Here is a 20,896-nt window from a genome sequence, read left to right on the forward strand (position 1 = left end):
GAAACGACTTGCTGCGCAGCAGCATTATTTTCAACTAGCGGTGAATTTTTTGCATGTGTGGTGATAAATGTCGGGTGCTATGATCGGCAAAACCGGCAAAACCGGTCTTTATCCATGCCCGGTTTTATCCCGAATCGGCGCCCAGCAAATATCTGCCTATCCAGCATTTGCAGTAAATATAGGCCTCGCCCACTAGCGGCAGGGCATCATCCGGCATGACCGGAGGCAAGGCCTAGCGTCTTTCCCCGGCCTCGGCCTGACAATCTGAATAAGACATCACCTATCTATGAGCGCCATTTATCCTAGTAATACATTCAGCGTACGCGAAACGCTGGAAAACAGTATCTATTCCAAAGTCACTTTGCGTTTGTTGCCTTTCCTTTTTCTTTGCTACGTCGCGGCTTACCTCGATCGCGTCAACGTCGGTTTTGCCAAGCTGACAATGTTGAACGATCTGCAGTTCAGCGAAACCGTTTATGGTTTGGGCGCTGGCATTTTCTTTATCGGTTACTTCCTGTTTGAAGTACCAAGTAACATCATCATGCACAAGGTCGGCGCACGCGTCTGGATCGCCCGCATCATGGTGACGTGGTCGATACTGTCCGCCGCAACCATGTTCGTCACATCGCCGACCATGTTCTATGTGATTCGTTTTTTGCTCGGCGTGGCTGAAGCCGGCTTCTTCCCTGGCATCGTGTTGTACCTGACTTACTGGTTCCCGGCTTCGCGTCGTGGCCGCATGAACGCCTTGTTCATGATTGGTATCCCGATTGCAGGTGTAGTCGGTGGTCCTTTGTCGGGCTGGATCATGAATCATTTTGCTGGTGCTAACGGCTGGCACGGCTGGCAATGGCTGTTCTTGCTGGAAGCCATTCCATCGTTGATCCTCGGTATCGTTACATTCTTTTATCTGCCTAACAGCATCCGTGCATCGACATGGTTGTCTGACGACGAGAAAAAGATTTTGGAAGAAAACATTGCAAAAGATGGCAGCGAAAAAAAATCGCACTCCATCGCTGGCGTGTTTACCAATCCTAAAGTCTGGCTGATGGCGGCTATCTATTTCTGCTGCATGATGGGCTTGTATGGCATCAGCTTCTATTTGCCAACACTGGTTAAAGCATCGGGCGTCAAGGATGCGCTGGACGTCGGTTTGCTGACGGCAATTCCATACACCTGCGGCGTGATCGCTACCTTGCTGGTTGCACGTAGCGCGGATCGTATGCGCGAACGTCGTTGGCATTTTGCTATTGCCAGTGCACTCGGTGGCCTGGGCTTGTTCCTGAGCACCGTGTATGGCGATAACGTTGTGTTGGCCTTGATGGCTCTGTCCCTTGGTACCGCCGGCATGTTGTCGACGATGCCAGTGTTCTGGACTTATCCAAGCGCAATCCTTGGTGGTGCTGCCGCTGCAGCGGGTATTGGCTTGATCAATTCGGTAGGCAACCTCGCAGGTTTCGTCAGCCCAACGATTGTCGGTTGGTTAAAAGACGTTACCGGTAGTACTAACGCCGGTATGTACTTTGTTGCTGGTGCGCTGGTACTTGGTGCTGTGCTGGCATTGTTGCAGCCGAAGTCACTGGTTAACAAGTAAATACACGCCGCAATAAATCAGCAAATAGCTCCGAATAAAAAATCCCGCTTTTTAGCGGGATTTTTTATTCGGCATCGTTTTCGCGGGGATACACAATAACGATATTTTCGTTCGTGACAGATTCTTGAAATATTAGGAGTGTAGTGCTTGCAGGGCCGATTGCAAATGCTGCTCCAGCTCTTCAACAGGCGCATAACCTGGGCTGATCGTTCGTGTCTCTCCGTTGATTTCCAATAAGAGTGCAGGGAAGCTTCGTACGCCTAATGAACGAGACCGTGCGAAACTTTTCTTGCCAAAGCAATCGTGCTATCAGCTTCCCACACCTTATAGAACGCAGTCATGTCGATGGAATAACCCAGCTTACGAAGTGCGTCGCTAGCCAGACGAGCAAGTACATGTCCGTCTGTTGTGTCAACGGCCTCGACATAAAAGCCGTGCTGCAGCGCTCTAAATACGGCGAGTAAATCTGCATCAGGTGCAACAACCCTCGCAGCTACCACTGCACGACAAATTGGTTCGGTGTCATATACAAAGTTTTTACGCGCCATCAAACCCTCACGATTGAATGGCAAGCCACTAGCTTCTTCCACGCGAGCCCAATGAGTAAGGCGGATGTTCTTGCCGGCCTCATCAAGAACATCAGTAGTGCCTGCGCGCAAACCACCGACAACAATCTCAAGCGGTAATTCCGGATGCAATTTTGCCAGTGCAGTCATTTCCTTGCCGAAGCCGTAACACCATGAACACATGGGGTCACCTACAAATATAAGTTTCATACTTTATTTCCTGAGGCAGACGTCCTCATTGACAGGAGCCCGCAAAATTTAATTAACGAACAGTTTTCTTTTCCACTTGACGTTGACGCATGGTGGTCACGTTCTCGCGGGCGACGCCCCAGTTGTCGGTCTCAACTTCATCGATGATGACGAAGGTGGTGGCTGGATCTTTATTCAGAACACGGGTCAGCAAATCAGTGGCGCCTTCGATCAGTTGAAGTTTCTGTTCTGGAGTCACACCTTCGCGGGTGACGCGGATATTGACGTAAGGCATGGCAAGTACTCTTCGAGTTAAACAGCCAGATTAGTAAAAGTTTTATTCACGATCCTCCACTGTTCCTTATTGCGAACGAGCGAAAGGTACAACTGATAATTGAAACCAAGCATGGGCGAATGGAGCTTGACGTTGGCAATGCATCCGGAGATATCAACGCTCACGAGTTTCATTAGGTAGGGATCGCCGTTGTCCTTCGGACTAGTGCGATTGGCAACCCCGTCCAAATATGCTGCGATCGTTTTGTGATACGGCTGCCCATTCACCTCGCCATAAACCTGAGCGCCTTCATCAAAGATCGCAGCAAGCGTAGTCACGTTGCCTGTATAGACGCCGTCAAAATAAGACTGCACCACAGTACGAATTTGTTTATCAGCGTCCATGCACGGATCCTTGATGAAAGCGGTCTTTACCAAACGCCAGCGGTTGCACCACCATCCACCGTCAATATCGTGCCGGTCGTAAATTGTGAGTCGGTGATGTACAGCACAGCGTCGACGATGTCATTGGTGAGGCCGGTTTGGCCCATAGGCGCCAGCGCTTTGCGGAAGTTGGTTGTGGCATCGTCACTGCCATGCAGTGGCGTATCGATACTGCCGGGTGCCACAGCATTTACTTTGACATTCGACGTTGCCAGTTCCAACGCGAGACCACGTGTTGCATGGTTGAGCCCACCCTTGATAAGAATCGGTAATAAGGCTGGCAACTTCACATTTGGCGCCATCGCGATACTTGCCGTGATGGTCACGATATGGCCTTGTTTGTTAGCGGCCATATGCTCGGCCGCTTCTTGTGACGGATAAAAGAAACCCTTCAGATTCGTGTTAACGAGCGAATCGAGATCATTTTCGGTGTACTGAGCGATAGGTTTGGCGATAAAGATGCCCGCGTTATTAATCAAGATATCAACTTGTCCGAAGGCAGCAATTGCCTTGCTAAACAGCTCTTTAGCAGTAGATGGTTTTGCGATATCACCAGCAACTTGCAGGAAATTTTTCGGATTGCCCAACTTGGCAGCAGCCGCTTGCAGACGCTCGGAAGTACGCGCATTACCTACGACGTTGTAGCCACGCTTCAAATATGCTTCGACCAGGGCATATCCGATGCCACTTGATGCGCCCGTAACAATGACTGTTTTGTTAGTAGTGTTCATTTTGAGATTTTCTTTAGTTATCAGTGGGATTGCAGGCAATAGGAATGTGGCCTGCTTCGACGGTGCTGAGCCGTTGTGCTCGGCACCGATGTGATGAACTATACTTATGCAAAAAATGTAGATAAATACTGTTTTTCGTAAATTTATTGATACATGATGTAATGAATTGGATGTCTGTTTACGACAAGCAAGTTGCGTCGGAATGTTCAGCTCTATTGAGTGTTCGCTTTGGACTGATAGCGGCCATTGACGGAACTCGTGGCAATTCAATTTGGTGTAAGGGACTTGATGCTGCCTTGGATATCGCTATGACACATGGACGCTAGCCGGTTCCAGACACGCTCTGCGCACTGGCGTTCGCCTGTCAAATTATTCGCATGCGGCAGCGTTTGTGAAAAGCATCGATGTATTACACGGCACCGGCATGGTGACGGATAATAGCGATCACATCATTTTGAGCACCATTTTTGGAATCCCCATGGAAATTAAGGTCAACTTTCTCGACAAGCTTCGTCTGGAAGCCAAGTTCGATGACTTCACGGTAATCGCCGACCAGCCTATCCGCTATAAAGGCGATGGCTCGGCGCCAGGTCCCTTTGATTACTTTCTGGCTTCATCGGCTTTGTGCGCGGCTTATTTTGTGAAGTTGTACTGCAACACTCGCAACATTCCTACCGAAAATATCCGTCTGTCTCAGAATAATATTGTTGATCCGGAAAACCGTTACCAGCAGATTTTCAAGATTCAGGTCGAGTTGCCAGCAGATATCTCGGAGTCAGACCGCCGAGGTATTTTGCGCTCCATCGACCGTTGTACAGTGAAGAAAGTAGTGCAGGCAGGGCCAGAGTTTGTGATTGAAGAGGTAGAGAACCTCGATGCCGACGCTCAGGCCTTGCTGACCTTGACGCCGGCTGCTGATGCCAGCACCTATATCGCGGGCAAGGATCTGCCGCTGGAGCAAACCATCGCCAATATGTCGGGCTTGTTGGCGGATCTGGGCATCAAGATTGAAATCGCTTCGTGGCGCAATATCATTCCCAATGTGTGGTCGCTGCATATCCGTGATGCGCATTCGCCTATGTGTTTTACCAACGGCAAGGGATCGACGAAGGAAAGTGCGCTGGCATCTGCCTTGGGCGAATATCTCGAGCGACTGAGCAACAACCATTTCTATGCCGGCACGTTTTGGGGCGAAGACATCGCGAACGCAGAGTTTGTGCATTACCCGAACGAGCGCTGGTTCAAGCCTGGCCGTAAGGATGCGCTGCCGCCTGACATTCTGGATGAGTACTGTCTGCAAATTTACAATCCCGATGGCGAGCTGCGTGGCTCGCATCTGGTCGATACCAACTCCGGCAATACGCAGCGTGGCATCTGTTCGTTGCCGTATGTGCGACAGTCGGACGGCGAGGTCGTGTATTTCCCGTCCAACCTGGTCGAAAACCTCTACGTCAGCAATGGGATGAGCGCCGGGAATACGCTGGTCGAAGCGCAGGTGCAATGTCTGTCGGAGATTTTTGAAAGGGCGGTTAAACGCGAAATTCTGGAGGGTGAAATCGCCTTGCCGGATGTGCCGCAGGAAGTACTGGCGAAATACCCTGGCATTCTGGCCGGCATTCAGGGCTTGGAAGAACAAGGCTTTCCGGTGCTGGTGAAGGATGCGTCGCTGGGCGGTGTGTACCCAGTGATGTGCGTCACATTGATGAACCCGCGCACAGGTGGTGTCTTTGCATCGTTCGGCGCACACCCAAGTTTGGAGGTGGCTCTGGAACGCAGTCTGACGGAATTGCTGCAGGGCCGCAGTTTTGAAGGCTTGAATGATTTGCCTCGGCCCACCTTTGCAAGTGAGGCCGTGACTGAGCCAAATAACTTTGTCGAACACTTCATCGATTCCAGCGGCATCGTGTCGTGGCGTTTTTTCAGTGCGAAGGCTGATTACGATTTTGTTGAGTGGGATTTTTCTGGCCAAGGTGAAAACTCCAATGCCGAGGAAGCCGCGACCTTGTTTGGCATTCTCGAAGAGATGGGCAAAGAGGTTTACACGGCAGTGTATGACCAGCTAGGCGCCGTGGCCTGCCGGATTCTGGTGCCGGGGTATTCCGAGGTTTATCCGATAGAAGATTTGATCTGGGATAACACCAACAAGGCGCTGCTGTTCCGCGCCGATATCCTGAACCTGCATCGCCTGGACGACGACAACCTGGACGCACTGCTTGAGCGTCTGGAGAACAATGAGCTGGATGATTACGGCGACATCGCCACCTTGATAGGCATCGAATTTGACGAAAATACGGACTGGGGTCAACTAACCGTTCTAGAGTTGAAGTTGCTGATCAATCTCGCCTTGCAGCAATTTGAGGAGGCGCATGACCTGGTGGGAGCCTTCCTGCAGTACAACGACAACACAGTCGAGCGCGGATTGTTTTATCAAGCCTTGAATGTGGTGCTGGAGGTGTTGCTGGATGAAGAGTTGGAACTGGATGATTACGTAGTCAATTTCCGACGGATGTTTGGCAACGTCCGGATGGACGCAGTGCTGGGCTCAGTGGACGGCAGCGTGCGCTTCTTCGGCTTGACGCCAACGAGTATCGAGCTGGACGGACTCGACAGGCACCATCGTCTGATCGACAGCTACAAAAAATTGCACGTCGCGCGGGCTAAAGCAGCGGCTACATCAAGTTAGGATTGCGAGTCATGGCTGGATGCGACGATGTCGTTCATCCAGCACAAACGCATGTTCGATAGCAGAGCGACCATTTGCACCAGCGTGCATCAGTTGGGGCAATATCCTCTTCCGATCTCGGATTCAACCAGTCGATGAAAAAAAGGAAAAAGAAATGCGATTTGCTCAAATTGGCTCTGCTGCATGCCTCTATATTTCGGTTTTGCTCATTAGTGGGTGCGCTACTCCGTACTTGAAACCCACTTCGGAACAGGCTTCGAGCGCTAGTCAGGAGCCAACCTTCTGCCTGCAAAGCAATGATATGAGTTGTTCAATTACCGCAGATCCAGCAGTTCAACCTGAGCCTCGCAAGAACTGTCACCAGCTCCCGGAGGGGTTTGATCCTGAAAAAGATTCGGGCGCTTGTCCAATAGAAAACGTATGGGGCACAGGCCGTCGTGGAGGATACCAGTGCTGTAAGCGTCCACCTGTTTAATTACCGGGCTACGACTTGGCCGACCAGATATATGTTGCTGTGTGCGTGTTAATAACTAAGTTGCCGATAGCGGACCTTGGTATCAAATAAGCACGAGAATAAAAAAGGGCAGACACATTTGAAATGTCTGCCCTTTTTATTTGCGAAGCTAGTCGCTAAAGATTAATTGCGAATCTGTAGTGAGCGGTTGAGGCTCAATGCAGCCAGCGAGCCAAAGGCGCCGGACAGCAAATACAAGCTGACATAGCCGAGGCCAAAATGCGCTGACAGGCCCAGTGCAACCAACGGTGCAAAACCTGCACCAACCAGCCATGCAAGATCGGAAGTCAGCGCGGCACCGGTGTAGCGGTATTTGGCAGGGAAGTTTGCCGAAACCGCACCAGCAGCTTGACCATATGACAAGCCCAGCAGGCCAAAGCCGAGGATCACGAAAAGATCCTGACCTTCAGGTCCGCCATCCATCAGCATAGGTACAAAGGCGCTGAAGATCGCGATCAATACAGCCAGCGTACCCAGTGTGGTGCGACGACCGAAGCGATCGGCAATCAGACCAGACGCTACAACGCCGACAGCCGCCAATGCCGCTCCCCACATTTGAACGTGCAGGAAGACGCTGATGGAGCGCGCCGAGTACAGGTTGATCCACGACAGCGGGAATACCGTCACAAGGTGAAACAGCGCGTAACTTGCCAGTGCTGCCAGCGCACCGATGACCAAGTTGCGGCCTTGCGAACGGGTGATTTCCACGACGCCGGTTGGCTCCAGTTCCTGTTCATCCAGCAGGCGGCTGTATTCTGGTGTCGATACCAGGCGCAGACGAGCAAACAGCGCTACCACGTTGATGGCAAATGCGACATAGAAGGGATAGCGCCAGCCCCAGTCAAGAAAATCGGCTCTGGGAATAGTCGATATCAGGTAAGCAAACAAACCAGCGGCAATAATGAAACCGACTGGCGCACCGAGTTGTCCCAACATCGCATACCAGCCACGTTTGTTTTGCGGGGCGTTAAGCGCAAGCAGGGAAGGCAGGCCATCCCATGAACCGCCCAGCGCAATACCTTGGCCTATGCGTAATAGTGACAACGCGATAATTGCGGTTGCTCCCATATGCGCGTAAGTCGGCAGGAACGCGATGCCAGCAGTAGAAAAGCCGAGCAAAAAGAGGGCTAGTGTCAGTTTTGCTTCACGACTAAAATGTCGCTGAATTGCCATGAAGGCAATAGTGCCGAATGGCCGTGCAATAAATGCAAATGAAAAGATGGTGAAGGCGTACAGCGTACCTTCAAGCGGTTCGGCAAAAGGAAAAAATACCGCCGGAAAGACCAGTACCGACGCAATTGCATAGACAAAAAAATCGAAGTATTCCGACGCGCGGCCTATGACGACGCCGATGGCAATTTCGCCGGGGGCGATTTGGCTGTGCCTGGTATTAAGCAGGCGTGGGCCATTGCCAGGTGAGGCAAGCCGTGAATCGGGTGGAAGTTCAGTGTTATAAGTGCTGTCCATAATCTTGGCCTCCGTATCGATTTTATTAATCAACGCGCCGACGTTACCCCACTTCCACAGGTCCCTGACCTCTAGGGTGGGACAAAACGTCCTATCGGCAACGCGCGCTGTTTGTATTACATTAGCACGATCTTCCAACCTCCGTAATGCATTGAATGACTTCTTTGATAACTCGTCGCGGATTATTGTTGTTACCACTCGTGTTGCTTGCAGGCTGCGACTTGGTGGTGCTCAATCCTTCCGGTGACATAGCTGCACAACAGGGGCAACTGATTGTTGTTTCTACGCTATTGATGCTGTTGATCATCGTCCCGGTGATCGCTCTGACTATATTTTTTGCCTGGCGCTATCGGCAAAGCAATACAACAGCTAAATATGATCCTGATTGGGATCACTCCACTCAACTCGAACTGGTGATCTGGGGCGCTCCGCTTCTGATCATTATTGTTCTCGGCGCGATTACATGGATCAGCACGCATACGCTGGATCCATATCGTCCGCTGGACAGGCTGGATGCTGATCGCCCGATCTCAGCCGCTGCCCAGCCGATCACGATTGAGGTCGTGGCACTCGATTGGAAATGGCTGTTCATCTATCCTGAACAAGGCATTGCGACCGTCAACGAATTGGCTACGCCGATTGACGTTCCTGTGCGCTTCAAGATCACCGCATCGACTGTGATGAATTCGTTCTACATCCCTGCGTTGGCTGGCCAGATCTATGCAATGCCAGGCATGCAAACGCAATTGAATGCAGTCATCAACAAAGAAGGCGTCTACGACGGTTTCTCCGCGAACTTCAGCGGCGATGGTTTCTCGCACATGCGCTTCAAGTATCACGGCATGGAAGTGGCGGACTTCGACAAGTGGGTGAAAAAAGTCAAAGCTGAAAGCAACTCGCTGGATCGTACAAGCTACACCGCGCTGGAAGCTCCTAGCGAACGCGAACCTGTGCGTTACTACGGCAAAGTCGCTCCAGACTTGTACGGCGCGATCTTGAATCGTTGCGTTGCCGAAGGCACGGTCTGCATGGACAAAATGATGCATGACGATGCAAACCGCATGAAGATTGATGCGGCTGCCAAGAATTTCCTTAAAGACGGAAACGTATCCCGTGTCGCGCAAATCGACGCTGCGGTATGCACTTCGTCCACCAATTTAGTGAAGAGTAATGATGCTAGAGCATATTGATCTGACGAAGCTTATCTTCGGTCGTCTGAGCTGGGACGCGATCCCGTTTCACGAACCTATCTTGCTGGTAACGTTCGGCATGGTGGTGCTCGGTGGCGCTGCACTGTTGGGCGCGATGACTTATTTCCGCGTGTGGGGCACTTTGTGGCGCGATTGGATTACCAGTATCGATCACAAGAAAATCGGCATCATGTACATGATTCTCGGTTTGGTCATGTTGATGCGCGGCTTTGCCGATGCATTGATGATGCGTGCCCAACAGGCTATCGCTTTTGGCGACAATCCTGGCTTTCTGCCACCGCATCATTACGATCAAGTCTTTACTGCGCACGGCGTGATCATGATTTTCTTCGTGGCGATGCCGCTGGTAACCGGTTTGATGAACTATGTCGTGCCTTTGCAAATCGGCGCACGTGACGTTGCTTTCCCGTTCCTGAATAACTTCAGCTTCTGGATGACGACCTTCGGTGGCGGATTGACGATGGCTTCGCTGTTCGTCGGTGAATTTGCACGTACTGGCTGGCTGGCATATCCGCCGCTGTCCGGTATTTTGGCCAGCCCGGGAGTAGGGGTCGACTATTACATCTGGTCACTGCAGGTGGCCGGCGTAGGGACCTTGCTGTCCGGCGTCAACCTGATTGCAACCATCGTCAAGATGCGCGCACCAGGCATGGATATGATGAAGATGCCGGTGTTCACTTGGACTGCCTTGTGCACCAACGTGTTGATCGTCGCTGCTTTCCCTATCCTGACCGCTGTGCTGGCAATGTTGTCGCTGGATCGCGTATTTGATACCAACTTCTTCACGAACGACTTGGGCGGCAACGCCATGATGTACGTGAACTTGATCTGGATCTGGGGCCATCCTGAAGTCTACATTCTGATTCTGCCGCTGTTCGGCGTGTTCTCGGAAGTCGTATCGACATTCTCGGCCAAGCGTTTGTTCGGTTACACCTCGATGGTGTACGCGACTGTCGTTATCACGATTCTGTCTTACCTGGTTTGGCTGCATCACTTCTTCACGATGGGTTCCGGCGCGAGTGTCAACTCGTTCTTCGGTATCACAACGATGATTATTTCGATTCCGACCGGCGCGAAGATTTTCAACTGGTTGTTCACGATGTATCGCGGCCGTATTCGTTTCGAATTGCCGATGTTGTGGACCATGGGCTTCATGATCACATTCGTGATCGGCGGTATGACCGGCGTGTTGCTGGCTGTTCCACCAGCTGACTTCGTATTGCATAACAGCCTGTTCCTGATCGCTCACTTCCACAACGTGATCATCGGTGGTGTGGTGTTCGGTGTGTTCGCCGCGATCAACTACTGGTTCCCGAAAGCATTCGGCTTCAAGCTGGACGTGTTCTGGGGTAAATGCTCGTTCTGGTTCTGGCTCGTCGGTTTCTGGATGGCGTTCATGCCGTTGTACGTATTGGGTCTGATGGGCGTAACGCGTCGTATGAGTCAGTTCCAGGATCCATCGCTGCAAATCTGGTTCCAGATTGCTGCTGTCGGTGCAGTCCTGATTGCGTTGGGTATCGGCTCGATGTTCATGCAGTTCTATGTCAGCTTCAAACGTCGCAAGGAATTGCGCGATGTGACTGGCGATCCATGGAATGGCCGTACGCTGGAATGGTCGACTTCGTCGCCGCCGCCAGATTACAACTTCGCATTCACACCACGTGTACATGACAATGACACATGGGCTGACATGAAGAAAAATGGCTACACGCGTCCATTGACGGGCTACACCTCGATTCACATGCCGAAAAATACGGCAGCCGGTTTCATCATCTCTGCATTGAGTGCGGCGATCGGTTTCTGCCTGATCTGGCACATGTGGCTGGGTGCTGGCGTCGTGTTCGTTACCATGATGGCAGCCATCATTATTCATACCTTTAATTACAAACGCGATTTCTACATCCCGGCGGAAGAAGTAACCCGCACGGAAGAAGCTCGCACACGTTTGCTGGAAAGCCATGTCTGAAATTACTGCAACTTCTGCCAGCGCATTGAGCGCTGATCTTGGCGCGGATCCGAGCGCTCGTTATTACGTGCAAGAGCATCATCCGGAAAACAGCACCTTGCTGGGTTTCTGGTTGTATCTGATGAGCGATTGTCTGATTTTCGCGTGTCTGTTCGCAACCTACGCTGTACTGGGTCGCAACTACGCGGGCGGCCCTACCGGTGCCGAATTATTCGACCTGCCGCTGGTGGCGATGAACACGGCATTCCTGTTGTTGTCGTCGATTACCTACGGCTTTGCCATGCTGGAATCGCAACGTAAAAACCTGCGTGCCACCATGATCTGGCTGGCAGTGACCGGTTTGTTCGGCTTGGCCTTCCTGGCGTTGGAACTGTACGAATTCCATCATTTGATTCATGTGGGCGCAGGTCCACACCGCAGCGGTTTCCTGACAGCGTTCTTCGCACTGGTGGCGACTCACGGTTTGCACGTTACTTTCGGTATCGTGTGGTTGGTAACCTTGATGTTCCAACTCAAGCGCCACGGCCTGATTCCTGAAAACGGCCGTCGCCTGATGTGCCTGTCCATGTTCTGGCATTTCCTGGACGTGATCTGGATCGGCGTCTTTACCTTTGTTTATCTGATGGGAGTTTTGCCATGAGCGATCATCACGCACATGCCGATCACGGTCATCACGGCCACGAAGACCATGTTGATCATGGCAGCCTGAAAAGCTATTCGATTGGTTTCATCCTGTCGGTTATCCTGACAGCGATTCCATTCTGGCTGGTCATGGGTAAGGTCATCACCGACTCCAGCACTACGGGTTTCGTTCTTCTTGGTTTTGCGGCAGTACAAATCGTGGTTCACATGATTTACTTCCTGCACATGAATACCAAATCCGAAGGTGGCTGGTCGATGCTGGCTCTGGTGTTTACCATCATGGTGGTTGTCATCATGTTGGCAGGCTCCATCTGGGTCATGTATCACCTCAACACCAACATGATGCCGCACATGATCGATCCGACTGGCGAAGCACACATTCCATCGGCAGTACATGATGCAGCGTCACACATGAACCATAAATAATGGTGCATGAGTTGCAAAACAAGGACGGCTCGGTTTCGCAGGAAACCGAGCCGTCTTTACGTTCACGCACAACACGCATAGTCTTGGCAGTGTGTGCGCTGGTGTTGTTCGCCGCTTTTGTCGCGCTAGGTACATGGCAGGTTTATCGTTTGCAATGGAAGCTCGCGCTGATCGAGCGCGTAGACCAACGCGTACATGCAGCGGCAATTGCTGCGCCAGCGCCTGATTGCTGGTCGCAGGTCAGTGCAGAGAGTGACGAATATCGCCATGTCAATGCAAGCGGTGTCTTTTTGCATGAACTGTCCAGCAAGGTGCAGGCGGTGACGGAACTCGGTGCCGGCTACTGGTTGCTGACACCGTTACGCCAAGATGATGGCAGCGTGGTCTTCATCAACCGTGGTTTCATCACGGAAGCGCAGAGCAAGACGATTTTTACCGATCAGAAAAAAGCAAATCCAGTTGTGCTCGGAAATGGCGAGCGAGTTGTAATCACCGGTTTGTTGCGCATCAACGAACCGGGCGGCGGCTTCTTGCGTAAAAACGATATTGCAGGTGATCGCTGGTATTCGCGTGATGTACAGGCGCTGGCGCAGGCTCACAATCTGTCACGCGTAGCGCCTTACTTTATCGATGCAGAAACTGATAAAAGCAATTCTTCCAGCAGCGCGGATGCGTCGCTGATCCGTCCGGTTGCCGGCTTGACGATCATCTCATTTCACAATAGCCATATGGTCTATGCACTTACTTGGTATGCTCTTGCCTTGATGGTGGCAGGCGCGGCCTTTTGGGTGACGCGCGAAGAGCGCAGGGCAAGGCGATCAAGATCGCATTGATTGTCCTGGTGCGCTGCCAATCGCACCGATTGTATAGACCGAGAAACTGAAGATGCCGGGAAAAACTGAAACTCCTTCGGTTAAAGAAGACCTGAAAATTCGAAGCAGCGCTGTGCGTGGCGAAAATTCCGCCGGCCACAAGAATATGCAGCAACTGATTCAGCTGCGCTGGATCGCCGTCGTTGGACAAATCACGACGATTGCTGTCGTTACCCTGATCTTCGGCATCGATCTTCCTGTGCGCCATATGCTGGAAGTTCTCGTTTGCCTGGTTGCCTTCAATATTGCCAGCCATCTGCGTTGGCACGAACGGCCTTACGTATCAAATAATGAGTTGTTCCTGGCGATGCTGGTCGACGTCGGCATCCTTACCGCGCAGCTTTACCTGAGCGGTGGCACCACCAATCCCTTCATCTTCCTGTACTTGTTGCAAGTCATTTTGAGCGCGATGCTGCTTGAAGCATGGTCGACCTGGAGCATTGTTGCGATCACCAGTATCTGCTTGGTTGGTCTGACGCTATTTTCCAGTCCGCTTACCTTGTCTTATGATCACGAGCTGCGGTTTTTCAGCTTGTATGTACAAGGCATGCTGATCTGTTTTACCTTGAATGGCATCTTGCTGGCGTTTTTCATGACGCGTATCAGTCGTAATTTACGAGCCGGCGATGCGCGACTTGCCGAGTTTCGCAAACGCGCGCTGGAAGAAGAACACATCGTCCGCATGGGCTTGCTGGCGTCCGGTGCGGCGCATGAACTGGGAACGCCGCTGGCAACCTTGTCGGTGATTCTCGGCGACTGGAAGCACATGCCGGAGTTCACCAATAACAAAGTGTTGCTGGAAGAAATTATCGAAATGGAAACGCAGTTGCAACGTTGCAAAAGCATCGTCAGCAGCATTCTGCTATCCGCCGGTGAGGCTCGAGGTGAATCGTCGGTCAAGACTACGCTCAGTACTTTTCTGGACGATCTCGCGACCGATTGGCGTAGCAGCAGGCCGGTTGTATTGTTTGAATACAGCAATCGGATCGCGCATGACGTCCCGGTGGTATTTGACTCCGTGTTGAAACAGATGATCTGCAATGTTCTCGACAATGCATTTGAGGCATCACCGCAATTCGTGAGTCTGGACGTATCCCGACAGGGCGATACCTTGACTTTGCGCATTACCGATAAAGGCCCCGGCTTTGCGCCTGCGATGCTGGCACAAATCGGCAAGCCTTATCAGTCCAGCAAAGGGCGGCCGGGTAGCGGGCTAGGTTTGTTTTTAGTGGTGAATGTGGCGCGCAAGCTTGGCGGTACCGTTAATGCGAGTAATCGGGAAGAGGGCGGCGCGCTGGTTGAACTGACTTTGCCACTTGCTGCAATCAGTCTGGACGAGGAAGAGTAAATGTCGACTGATCGTTTATTGTTATTGATTGAAGATGATGCCGCTTTTGCGCGCACATTGGGTCGTTCGTTTGAGCGCCGCGGTTACACGGTTTTATTGGCAGCGAACCTGGATGCGGCAACGGCTTTGTTGCGAGAACATTCGCCGGGTTATGCGGTAGTCGATCTCAAGCTGGAAGGTAATACTTCCGGTCTTGCATGCGTGCAGATGCTGCATAAACATGATCCGGCAATGCTGATTGTTGTGTTGACGGGATTTGCGAGTCTGAATACAGCGGTAGAGGCGATCAAGCTGGGCGCATGCCAGTACCTTGCCAAGCCATCGAATACCGATGACATTGAAGCTGCATTTGGTCACATCGCTGGTGTAACGGAAATTGAATTGACCAGTCGTTCGACGTCGATCAAGACGCTCGAATGGGAGCGCATACACGAAGTGCTGGTGGAAACGGATTTCAATATTTCCGAAGCTGCCCGTCGGCTCGGCATGCACAGACGTACCTTGGCGCGTAAACTGGAAAAGCAGCGCGTCAAGTAAGCATCGTTGCAGTCGCAACAGTATTCACAATATCTGCAAACACAGTTCGAATATGCCAACGCGTACTGCATCTTGTTTTGATCAAGTGATTTGAGAAGCCTGTGATGACCTTGAGCTTGTTCGATGACGAAGAAAGCAGGCGTACATGGCAAGAGCCTTTGTGCGAAGGCGCTGTTGTGTTGCGTGGTTTCGCTCTTGATGATGAAACCAGGATTCTTGCCGCGCTGAAAAAAATCCTCGCACAATCACCCTTACGCCATATGGTCACGCCCGGCGGTTTTCGCATGTCGGTCGCGATGAGTAATTGCGGGACTTACGGCTGGGTGACAGATCGCAGCGCTTATCGCTACGACCGTATTGATCCCGAAAACGGGAATGCATGGCCGGCCATGCCAGGATTCTTTGCAGAGCTTGCGCAGAAAGCAGCGGCGCAAGCCGGCTTCAAAGATTTTATGCCTGACGCCTGCCTGATCAATCGCTACGAAGTTGGCGCACGCATGTCTTTGCACCAGGACAAGAACGAACGCGATTTTACGCAGCCTATTGTTTCTGTTTCGCTAGGCATTCCAGCCGTGTTTTTATTCGGTGGTATGCAACGCGCAGACAAAGCCATGCGCGTGCCGCTGGCGCATGGCGATGTGGTGGTGTGGGGTGGTCCCGCAAGATTACGGTATCACGGCGTATCGGCACTCAAGCCTGCAAGTCATTCGCTGCTTGGCGAATGTCGGATCAACCTGACATTCCGCAAGGTGAGTTGATCGCCTTTGCTGCCAGACTGATCGACGCTGCGCAAGCAGCGTACTTATTTTTCCGCAAGCGCTAATGGATGGCGATCAGGCAGGCATTTTTTCCATGGCTTGTTGCATTTCTTGCTGACTTACGTCGCGGATGTGGGTGGCGATGGACCAGTTGTGACCAAAAGGATCTTCTACTACGCCGTAACGGTCGCCCCAGAAAGTATCTTCCATAGGAAACTTGGCAGTCGCACCGGCGGCAATTGCGCGATTGAAAACGGCATCGGCATCTTCGACATACAGGTGAATAGTGACCAGTGAACCCTTCAATGCTTTGGGTCCCAAGGCACCGCAGCCGCGCATTTCGTCCATCAGCATGATGCAGGAATCGCCGATGCGGATCTGGGCGTGCATTATTTTTCCGTCAGGTCCGGGCAATCGCATCATTTCAACTGCATGAAATGCTTTGATATAAAAGGTGATTGCGTTGGCGGCACCGTCGCAAACAAGATGAGGTGTCACGGTATGCATACCGGTGGGGATGGCTTGTACTTTTTGACTCACGATAATTCTCCTTTGGATTGAAGATCCGGTTGTCTGTAATGGCCGGACATGGTGCTGCGCTTGTCGTCCCTGATCGTTGATGATGTGAACAATTTTTGATCTGCTTCGTAGTATTCAATCAAGCGATCAATCCTTGCCTCTCATTTTCGTCTTGCTCCGTGCTTTGCATAGACACCGTCGATTGTAATAAGCGGTCAAAGCGTGCGATTGCATCCAGATAGCTTAGATCGTTAATCAGGTTTTGAAACCCTGTATCTACAAATACTCTGCAGGTTTCATTTCCTGGAGGCATTACGAATGGCATAGCTTGTGACTGGAAATGACAGGCAAGAGCGGCTTGGCGCCATTTCAGTTGTTGAGCTGTGCGCAGAATTTCTCGCTTGGTTTGCAGGCGGAAGCCGGACGCTAAGCGAGCAGCAAGACTAGTGTGTGCGGAGTCAGTGTGAACGCAAGGGATCCAGCAAGCTTCGCAAGTCGTTATGGTCGAGCTCATACATCAAGGCAATCAGACTGCCTAATTCACCTTTGGGAAAACCTTCACGCGCAAACCAGCCCAGATAATGTCCAGGCAAATCGGCCAGCAGACGGCCTTTGTATTTGCCATATGACATGGTGCGACTGACCAGCAGGGACAGGTGTTCTGGATTCATACTTACATTGGAATTATTCGACGATGGCGCAAATGATAAACCGTCAAACCGGCAAGATTGATGTTGTTTATCGAAATTCGAATGATGCCGCTGCGACGGTTTGTTAACAGGGTATGCTTCAATCCTGCCTACAATAGGTATTCCTGAGTACACAAGTCCCCAAGCAATGTAAGTTCAAATCACCTTTCGAATATGGAGAACAGCATGAGCCAATATCAAATTGCAGTTGTCGTCGGCAGTCTGCGCAAGGATTCCTTCAATCACAAAATGGCAAATGCTCTTGCCAGGCTCGCACCGACTGGATTCGTATTCAAGCAAGTGCAGATCGGTGATTTGCCGCTCTACAATCAGGATGATGATGGCAATCCATCTGCCGAAGTGAAGCGCTTGAAGGCAGAGATATCTGCTGCGCAAGGTTTGCTGTTTGTGACGCCTGAATACAATCGTTCGATTCCGGGCGTGCTCAAGAATGCGATCGATCATGCCTCACGCCCTTACGGTCAAAATACTTGGGCTGGCAAACCAGCCGGCGTGCTCGGCGTTTCTGTTGGTGCGGTAGGTACTGCGCTGGCACAACAGCATTTGCGCAATATTCTCGCTTATCTCGATGTACCTACACTTGGTCAGCCGGAAGCATTTATTCACGCCAAAGACGGATTGTTTGACGCGGATGGAAATATTGGCGAAGGCAGTAAAAAATTCCTGCAGGGATGGATGGATTTATATGTCGCCTGGGTGAAGAAGCACGCAGGCTGATAGCGCTGTCATTAGATCTGATTACCGGCGCCGTCCGGCAAGATATTGATGGCGCCAACAGTATTACGCCAAGCAGGGTTTCATCGCCTTCAGCATGATTCCCATGCGTCTTTTTCTGGGGCAAGGAAAGACACCTCAGCACTGAGGGCGGGTTCAGCTAGAACCCGCGAGCAAATTAGAATACAATGAGAATCATTGTTATTTAAATTGGTTTTGTGTGAATCTTTCCGAGCTCCCTCCCTTTACTTCCGCAGTTGTCGATCAAGTAACAAATATTGAGAGCGACGATCCGATTGCCAAACGTTTGCGTGAGCTTGGATTTGTTTCCGGCGAGCCGGTTCGTATTGTGGCGAGTGGACCTATGGGTGCAGACCCTTTGCTGGTGCAAATCGGTTTTACGCGTTTTGCCTTGCGTCGCTCGGAAGCGCAGCGCGTCAGCATTCATCTCGATAATTAATTTTCGGTTCTTCCATGGCTATCTCAGGTATTTCACGCATCGCGCTGGTCGGCAATCCTAACTGCGGCAAAACGGCTTTATTCAATCAGCTGACAGGCAGCCGCCAGAAAGTGGCGAACTATGCCGGCGTGACGGTTGAACGCAAGGAAGGGCGCTTTACTGCAGCGTCCGGCCGCGTCTTCAAACTATTGGATTTGCCCGGTGCTTATAGCCTGGAAGCAACCAGCCCGGATGAGGTCGTCACGCGCGATATTTGCCTGGGACGCATTCCTGGCGAAGAATTGCCGGACTTGATCGTCTGTGTGGCCGACGCCACCAATCTGCGTTTGCATTTGCGTTTTGTGCTGGAAGTGAAGCGCCTGGGCCGGCCTATGGTGCTCGCGCTGAACATGATGGATGCGGCACGCAAGCGCGGCATCACCATCAATCGTGAAGAGCTGCAGCGCCAGCTCGGCATGGACGTCATCGAGACGGTTGCCATTAAACACGATGGCGCAAAAAATCTGGTCGCGCACATCGATCAGATGCAAGTGCCGGAAGTGCATGCTGCGACGCACGAAAGCGATGCAGATTTACATACGGAAGTGCGCAAGATCCTTGCTATTGCCGTCACCATGCCACGCACCACGGCGGTTGTCGACGATGCGATCGATCGCTGGGCGCTGCATCCGATATTTGGTTTGGCCATTCTGGCGGCAGTGATGTTCTTTATCTTCCAGGCTGTGTTCTCGTGGGCAGAACCGCTGATGGATGGCATTACTGAAGGCGTGACCTTTACTGGTCAATGGTTCGCTTCGACCATGCCGGATGGCTTGTTGCGCAGCCTGATTGTCGATGGGCTGTTTGCCGGTTTGGGGGCGGTGCTGGTTTTCCTGCCGCAGATTTTGATTTTGTTCCTGTTCATCCTGGTGCTGGAAGAATCCGGTTACCTGCCGCGCGCGGCCTTCTTGCTTGATCGCATGATGTTCAAGGCTGGGCTGACGGGGCGCTCGTTTATTCCCTTGCTGTCGAGCTTTGCCTGCGCGATCCCGGGCATCATGGCGACGCGCAGCATTCAGGATCCACGCGATCGGCTGACGACGATTCTGGTAGCGCCGTTGATGACGTGCTCGGCTCGCTTGCCGGTGTATACCTTGCTGATCGCCGCGTTTATCCCAAACACAACGGTATGGAATTACTTCAATCTGCAAGGCATCGTACTGTTCGTGCTGTACGTGTCGGGGGTGACCAGCGCGCTTGCAGTTGCGTGGTGCATCAAGCGCATGCGCAAGGATAAAAGCGAGCATGCATTGCTGATGGAATTGCCGTCTTACCGTTTGCCTAGCCCACGCAATATTGCGATCGGTCTGTGGGAACGTGCTTATATTTTCATGCGCCGCGTTACTACCATCATCATGTCCCTGACTGTGCTGCTGTGGTTTTTGTCGACTTTTCCAGCGCCGCCGGAAGGTGCGACCTTGCCGGCGATTGATTACAGTCTCGCCGGCATGATCGGTCATTTTATTGAACCTGTATTTGCGCCCATCGGTTTCAATTGGCAAATCTGTATTGCCTTGATTCCTGGTCTTGCTGCGCGCGAAGTTGCCGTTGCTGCTTTGGGTACCGTGTATGCGATGTCAGGTAGTGAAGAAGCGGTGGCCGCACAACTCGGCCCGGTCATTGCGGCGCAATGGTCGCTGGCGACAGCTCTGGCTTTGCTGGCCTGGTATGTATTTGCACCGCAATGTCTGTCGACACTTGCTGTAATACGACGCGAAACAAACTCGTGGCGTGTGGTGGCAGTTTCCGCCGGTTATCTGTTTGGCCTGGCTTATCTGGCGGCATTTTTGACCTATCACATTGCAAAGGCACTCTCATGAGCATGTATGGATTTGTACAGGATGCGATCATCGCCCTCGTTGTGCTGATGAGTGCTCTGTACGTTCTGCGCAAGTTGATGCCGAAGTGGGCGCGTGGCAGGCAGTTGGCCTTGGCGACGATGCTGACTCAGCCTTCGCATTCGCTGCTGGTACGCAAGTTGGGGAGTTTCATGACACCTGGCGATTCGTCGGGTGGTGGCTGCGGTAGCGGTTGCAGCAGTTGTTCGAGCTGCGCTTCCAATCCGGAAAGCGGTTCCGAATCCAGGCCGCAAGAACAGTCTGAAAAGAAGGTGGAAGCGGAAGCCAAACCCTTGGAGTTTCAGCGCCATATCTGAGTTAAAAGTAACTCAGCAATCATTCAACGCATCACGGTCCTGAGCAGGATGTGCCCTCGCGCTGAAGATAAATTCAAA

21 protein-coding genes are annotated in these 20,896 nt (G+C 51.9%); 14 read left to right on the forward strand and 7 right to left on the reverse strand.

The window, feature by feature from the left end:
- The first annotated feature begins 286 nt into the window (after positions 1-286).
- Positions 287-1,594, forward strand: a complete 1,308-nt coding sequence (locus tag Hfont_RS10780; RefSeq protein ID WP_112992364.1) for an MFS transporter — start codon at positions 287-289, stop codon at positions 1,592-1,594.
- Positions 1,595-1,854: 260 nt separating this feature from the next.
- On the opposite strand, the gene Hfont_RS10785 is transcribed toward Hfont_RS10780, so the two are convergent.
- From Hfont_RS10785 to Hfont_RS10800, 4 genes are read right to left on the reverse strand one after another with little or no spacing between them, the layout of a single operon-like run.
- The gene (locus tag Hfont_RS10785; RefSeq protein ID WP_241523072.1) at positions 1,855-2,370 is read right to left on the reverse strand and encodes a DsbA family protein; all 516 of its coding nucleotides are present in this window, start codon (positions 2,368-2,370) and stop codon (positions 1,855-1,857) included.
- A 52-nt stretch (positions 2,371-2,422) separates the two neighbouring features.
- Complete coding sequence (locus Hfont_RS10790) at positions 2,423-2,644, reverse strand: 2-hydroxymuconate tautomerase family protein (RefSeq protein ID WP_112992365.1); 222 nt, start codon at positions 2,642-2,644, stop codon at positions 2,423-2,425.
- A gap of 17 nt (positions 2,645-2,661) precedes the next feature.
- Entirely contained in the window at positions 2,662-3,027 is a 366-nt protein-coding gene (locus Hfont_RS10795; protein WP_112992366.1) for a nuclear transport factor 2 family protein, read from the reverse strand.
- A 26-nt stretch (positions 3,028-3,053) separates the two neighbouring features.
- Positions 3,054-3,797: an SDR family NAD(P)-dependent oxidoreductase gene (locus Hfont_RS10800; protein ID WP_112992465.1), complete on the reverse strand. Its 744-nt coding sequence runs from the start codon at positions 3,795-3,797 to the stop codon at positions 3,054-3,056.
- 478 nt (positions 3,798-4,275) lie between these two features.
- On the opposite strand from Hfont_RS10800, the gene Hfont_RS10805 reads away from it, so the two are divergent.
- Entirely contained in the window at positions 4,276-6,480 is a 2,205-nt protein-coding gene (locus tag Hfont_RS10805) for an OsmC domain/YcaO domain-containing protein (RefSeq protein WP_112992466.1), read from the forward strand.
- A gap of 637 nt (positions 6,481-7,117) precedes the next feature.
- Here the strand turns inward: Hfont_RS10805 and Hfont_RS10810 are convergent.
- Positions 7,118-8,461 (reverse strand): MFS transporter, encoded by a 1,344-nt coding sequence (locus Hfont_RS10810; RefSeq protein ID WP_112992367.1) that lies wholly within the window; start codon positions 8,459-8,461, stop codon positions 7,118-7,120.
- Between the two features lie 155 nt (positions 8,462-8,616).
- On the opposite strand from Hfont_RS10810, the gene cyoA reads away from it, so the two are divergent.
- The 8 genes from cyoA to alkB all read left to right on the forward strand — a co-directional run bounded on the left by cyoA (position 8,617) and on the right by alkB (position 16,221).
- Positions 8,617-9,651: a ubiquinol oxidase subunit II gene (gene cyoA, locus Hfont_RS10815; RefSeq protein ID WP_112992368.1), complete on the forward strand. Its 1,035-nt coding sequence runs from the start codon at positions 8,617-8,619 to the stop codon at positions 9,649-9,651.
- Positions 9,635-11,638 (forward strand): cytochrome o ubiquinol oxidase subunit I, encoded by a 2,004-nt coding sequence (gene cyoB, locus Hfont_RS10820; protein ID WP_112992467.1) that lies wholly within the window; start codon positions 9,635-9,637, stop codon positions 11,636-11,638. Before cyoA ends, cyoB begins: the two co-directional genes overlap by 17 nt.
- The gene (gene cyoC, locus Hfont_RS10825; protein ID WP_112992369.1) at positions 11,631-12,278 is read left to right on the forward strand and encodes a cytochrome o ubiquinol oxidase subunit III; all 648 of its coding nucleotides are present in this window, start codon (positions 11,631-11,633) and stop codon (positions 12,276-12,278) included. Before cyoB ends, cyoC begins: the two co-directional genes overlap by 8 nt.
- The gene (cyoD, locus tag Hfont_RS10830; RefSeq protein ID WP_112992370.1) at positions 12,275-12,706 is read left to right on the forward strand and encodes a cytochrome o ubiquinol oxidase subunit IV; all 432 of its coding nucleotides are present in this window, start codon (positions 12,275-12,277) and stop codon (positions 12,704-12,706) included. Before cyoC ends, cyoD begins: the two co-directional genes overlap by 4 nt.
- Positions 12,707-12,708: 2 nt before the next feature.
- Positions 12,709-13,539, forward strand: coding sequence for an SURF1 family protein (locus Hfont_RS10835; protein ID WP_421800995.1), 831 nt, complete (start codon positions 12,709-12,711; stop codon positions 13,537-13,539).
- A 52-nt stretch (positions 13,540-13,591) separates the two neighbouring features.
- Positions 13,592-14,926: an ATP-binding protein gene (locus tag Hfont_RS10840; RefSeq protein WP_112992371.1), complete on the forward strand. Its 1,335-nt coding sequence runs from the start codon at positions 13,592-13,594 to the stop codon at positions 14,924-14,926.
- Entirely contained in the window at positions 14,927-15,463 is a 537-nt protein-coding gene (locus tag Hfont_RS10845; protein WP_112992372.1) for a response regulator transcription factor, read from the forward strand.
- Positions 15,464-15,567: 104 nt separating this feature from the next.
- Positions 15,568-16,221 (forward strand): DNA oxidative demethylase AlkB, encoded by a 654-nt coding sequence (gene alkB / locus Hfont_RS10850; RefSeq protein WP_112992373.1) that lies wholly within the window; start codon positions 15,568-15,570, stop codon positions 16,219-16,221.
- A 75-nt stretch (positions 16,222-16,296) separates the two neighbouring features.
- On the opposite strand, the gene Hfont_RS10855 is transcribed toward alkB, so the two are convergent.
- Positions 16,297-16,761, reverse strand: coding sequence for a VOC family protein (locus Hfont_RS10855; protein ID WP_181666447.1), 465 nt, complete (start codon positions 16,759-16,761; stop codon positions 16,297-16,299).
- 437 nt (positions 16,762-17,198) lie between these two features.
- Positions 17,199-17,411: a DUF3820 family protein gene (locus Hfont_RS10860; protein ID WP_112992374.1), complete on the reverse strand. Its 213-nt coding sequence runs from the start codon at positions 17,409-17,411 to the stop codon at positions 17,199-17,201.
- Between the two features lie 204 nt (positions 17,412-17,615).
- Between Hfont_RS10860 and Hfont_RS10865 the strand changes: the two genes are divergently transcribed.
- The 4 genes from Hfont_RS10865 to Hfont_RS10880 all read left to right on the forward strand — a co-directional run bounded on the left by Hfont_RS10865 (position 17,616) and on the right by Hfont_RS10880 (position 20,818).
- Positions 17,616-18,167: an NADPH-dependent FMN reductase gene (locus Hfont_RS10865; protein WP_112992375.1), complete on the forward strand. Its 552-nt coding sequence runs from the start codon at positions 17,616-17,618 to the stop codon at positions 18,165-18,167.
- Between the two features lie 217 nt (positions 18,168-18,384).
- Positions 18,385-18,624 carry a FeoA family protein gene (locus tag Hfont_RS10870; RefSeq protein ID WP_112992376.1) on the forward strand — a complete coding sequence of 80 codons (240 nt, stop codon included), beginning with the start codon at positions 18,385-18,387 and terminating at the stop codon, positions 18,622-18,624.
- Positions 18,625-18,638: 14 nt separating this feature from the next.
- Positions 18,639-20,483, forward strand: coding sequence for a ferrous iron transporter B (feoB, locus tag Hfont_RS10875; protein ID WP_112992377.1), 1,845 nt, complete (start codon positions 18,639-18,641; stop codon positions 20,481-20,483).
- Positions 20,480-20,818, forward strand: a complete 339-nt coding sequence (locus Hfont_RS10880; protein WP_181666448.1) for a DUF6587 family protein — start codon at positions 20,480-20,482, stop codon at positions 20,816-20,818. Before feoB ends, Hfont_RS10880 begins: the two co-directional genes overlap by 4 nt.
- The last annotated feature ends 78 nt before the right edge of the window (positions 20,819-20,896 follow it).

The sequence above is a fragment of the Herminiimonas fonticola genome (assembly GCF_003293745.1).
Taxonomy (GTDB): Bacteria; Pseudomonadota; Gammaproteobacteria; order Burkholderiales; family Burkholderiaceae_D; genus Oxalicibacterium; species Oxalicibacterium fonticola.

What these genes read in the sequence shown, in the direction of transcription:
- Hfont_RS10780 (WP_112992364.1), top strand. Translation starts at nt 287, where the DNA reads ATGAGCGCCATTTATCCTAGTAATACATTCAGCGTACGCGAAACGCTG.
- Hfont_RS10785 (WP_241523072.1), bottom strand. Translation starts at nt 2,370, where the DNA reads ATGAAACTTATATTTGTAGGTGACCCCATGTGTTCATGGTGTTACGGC.
- Hfont_RS10790 (WP_112992365.1), bottom strand. Translation starts at nt 2,644, where the DNA reads ATGCCTTACGTCAATATCCGCGTCACCCGCGAAGGTGTGACTCCAGAA.
- Hfont_RS10795 (WP_112992366.1), bottom strand. Translation starts at nt 3,027, where the DNA reads ATGGACGCTGATAAACAAATTCGTACTGTGGTGCAGTCTTATTTTGAC.
- Hfont_RS10800 (WP_112992465.1), bottom strand. Translation starts at nt 3,797, where the DNA reads ATGAACACTACTAACAAAACAGTCATTGTTACGGGCGCATCAAGTGGC.
- Hfont_RS10805 (WP_112992466.1), top strand. Translation starts at nt 4,276, where the DNA reads ATGGAAATTAAGGTCAACTTTCTCGACAAGCTTCGTCTGGAAGCCAAG.
- Hfont_RS10810 (WP_112992367.1), bottom strand. Translation starts at nt 8,461, where the DNA reads ATGGACAGCACTTATAACACTGAACTTCCACCCGATTCACGGCTTGCC.
- cyoA (WP_112992368.1), top strand. Translation starts at nt 8,617, where the DNA reads ATGACTTCTTTGATAACTCGTCGCGGATTATTGTTGTTACCACTCGTG.
- cyoB (WP_112992467.1), top strand. Translation starts at nt 9,635, where the DNA reads ATGCTAGAGCATATTGATCTGACGAAGCTTATCTTCGGTCGTCTGAGC.
- cyoC (WP_112992369.1), top strand. Translation starts at nt 11,631, where the DNA reads ATGTCTGAAATTACTGCAACTTCTGCCAGCGCATTGAGCGCTGATCTT.
- cyoD (WP_112992370.1), top strand. Translation starts at nt 12,275, where the DNA reads ATGAGCGATCATCACGCACATGCCGATCACGGTCATCACGGCCACGAA.
- Hfont_RS10840 (WP_112992371.1), top strand. Translation starts at nt 13,592, where the DNA reads ATGCCGGGAAAAACTGAAACTCCTTCGGTTAAAGAAGACCTGAAAATT.
- Hfont_RS10845 (WP_112992372.1), top strand. Translation starts at nt 14,927, where the DNA reads ATGTCGACTGATCGTTTATTGTTATTGATTGAAGATGATGCCGCTTTT.
- alkB (WP_112992373.1), top strand. Translation starts at nt 15,568, where the DNA reads ATGACCTTGAGCTTGTTCGATGACGAAGAAAGCAGGCGTACATGGCAA.
- Hfont_RS10860 (WP_112992374.1), bottom strand. Translation starts at nt 17,411, where the DNA reads ATGAATCCAGAACACCTGTCCCTGCTGGTCAGTCGCACCATGTCATAT.
- Hfont_RS10865 (WP_112992375.1), top strand. Translation starts at nt 17,616, where the DNA reads ATGAGCCAATATCAAATTGCAGTTGTCGTCGGCAGTCTGCGCAAGGAT.
- feoB (WP_112992377.1), top strand. Translation starts at nt 18,639, where the DNA reads ATGGCTATCTCAGGTATTTCACGCATCGCGCTGGTCGGCAATCCTAAC.
- Hfont_RS10880 (WP_181666448.1), top strand. Translation starts at nt 20,480, where the DNA reads ATGAGCATGTATGGATTTGTACAGGATGCGATCATCGCCCTCGTTGTG.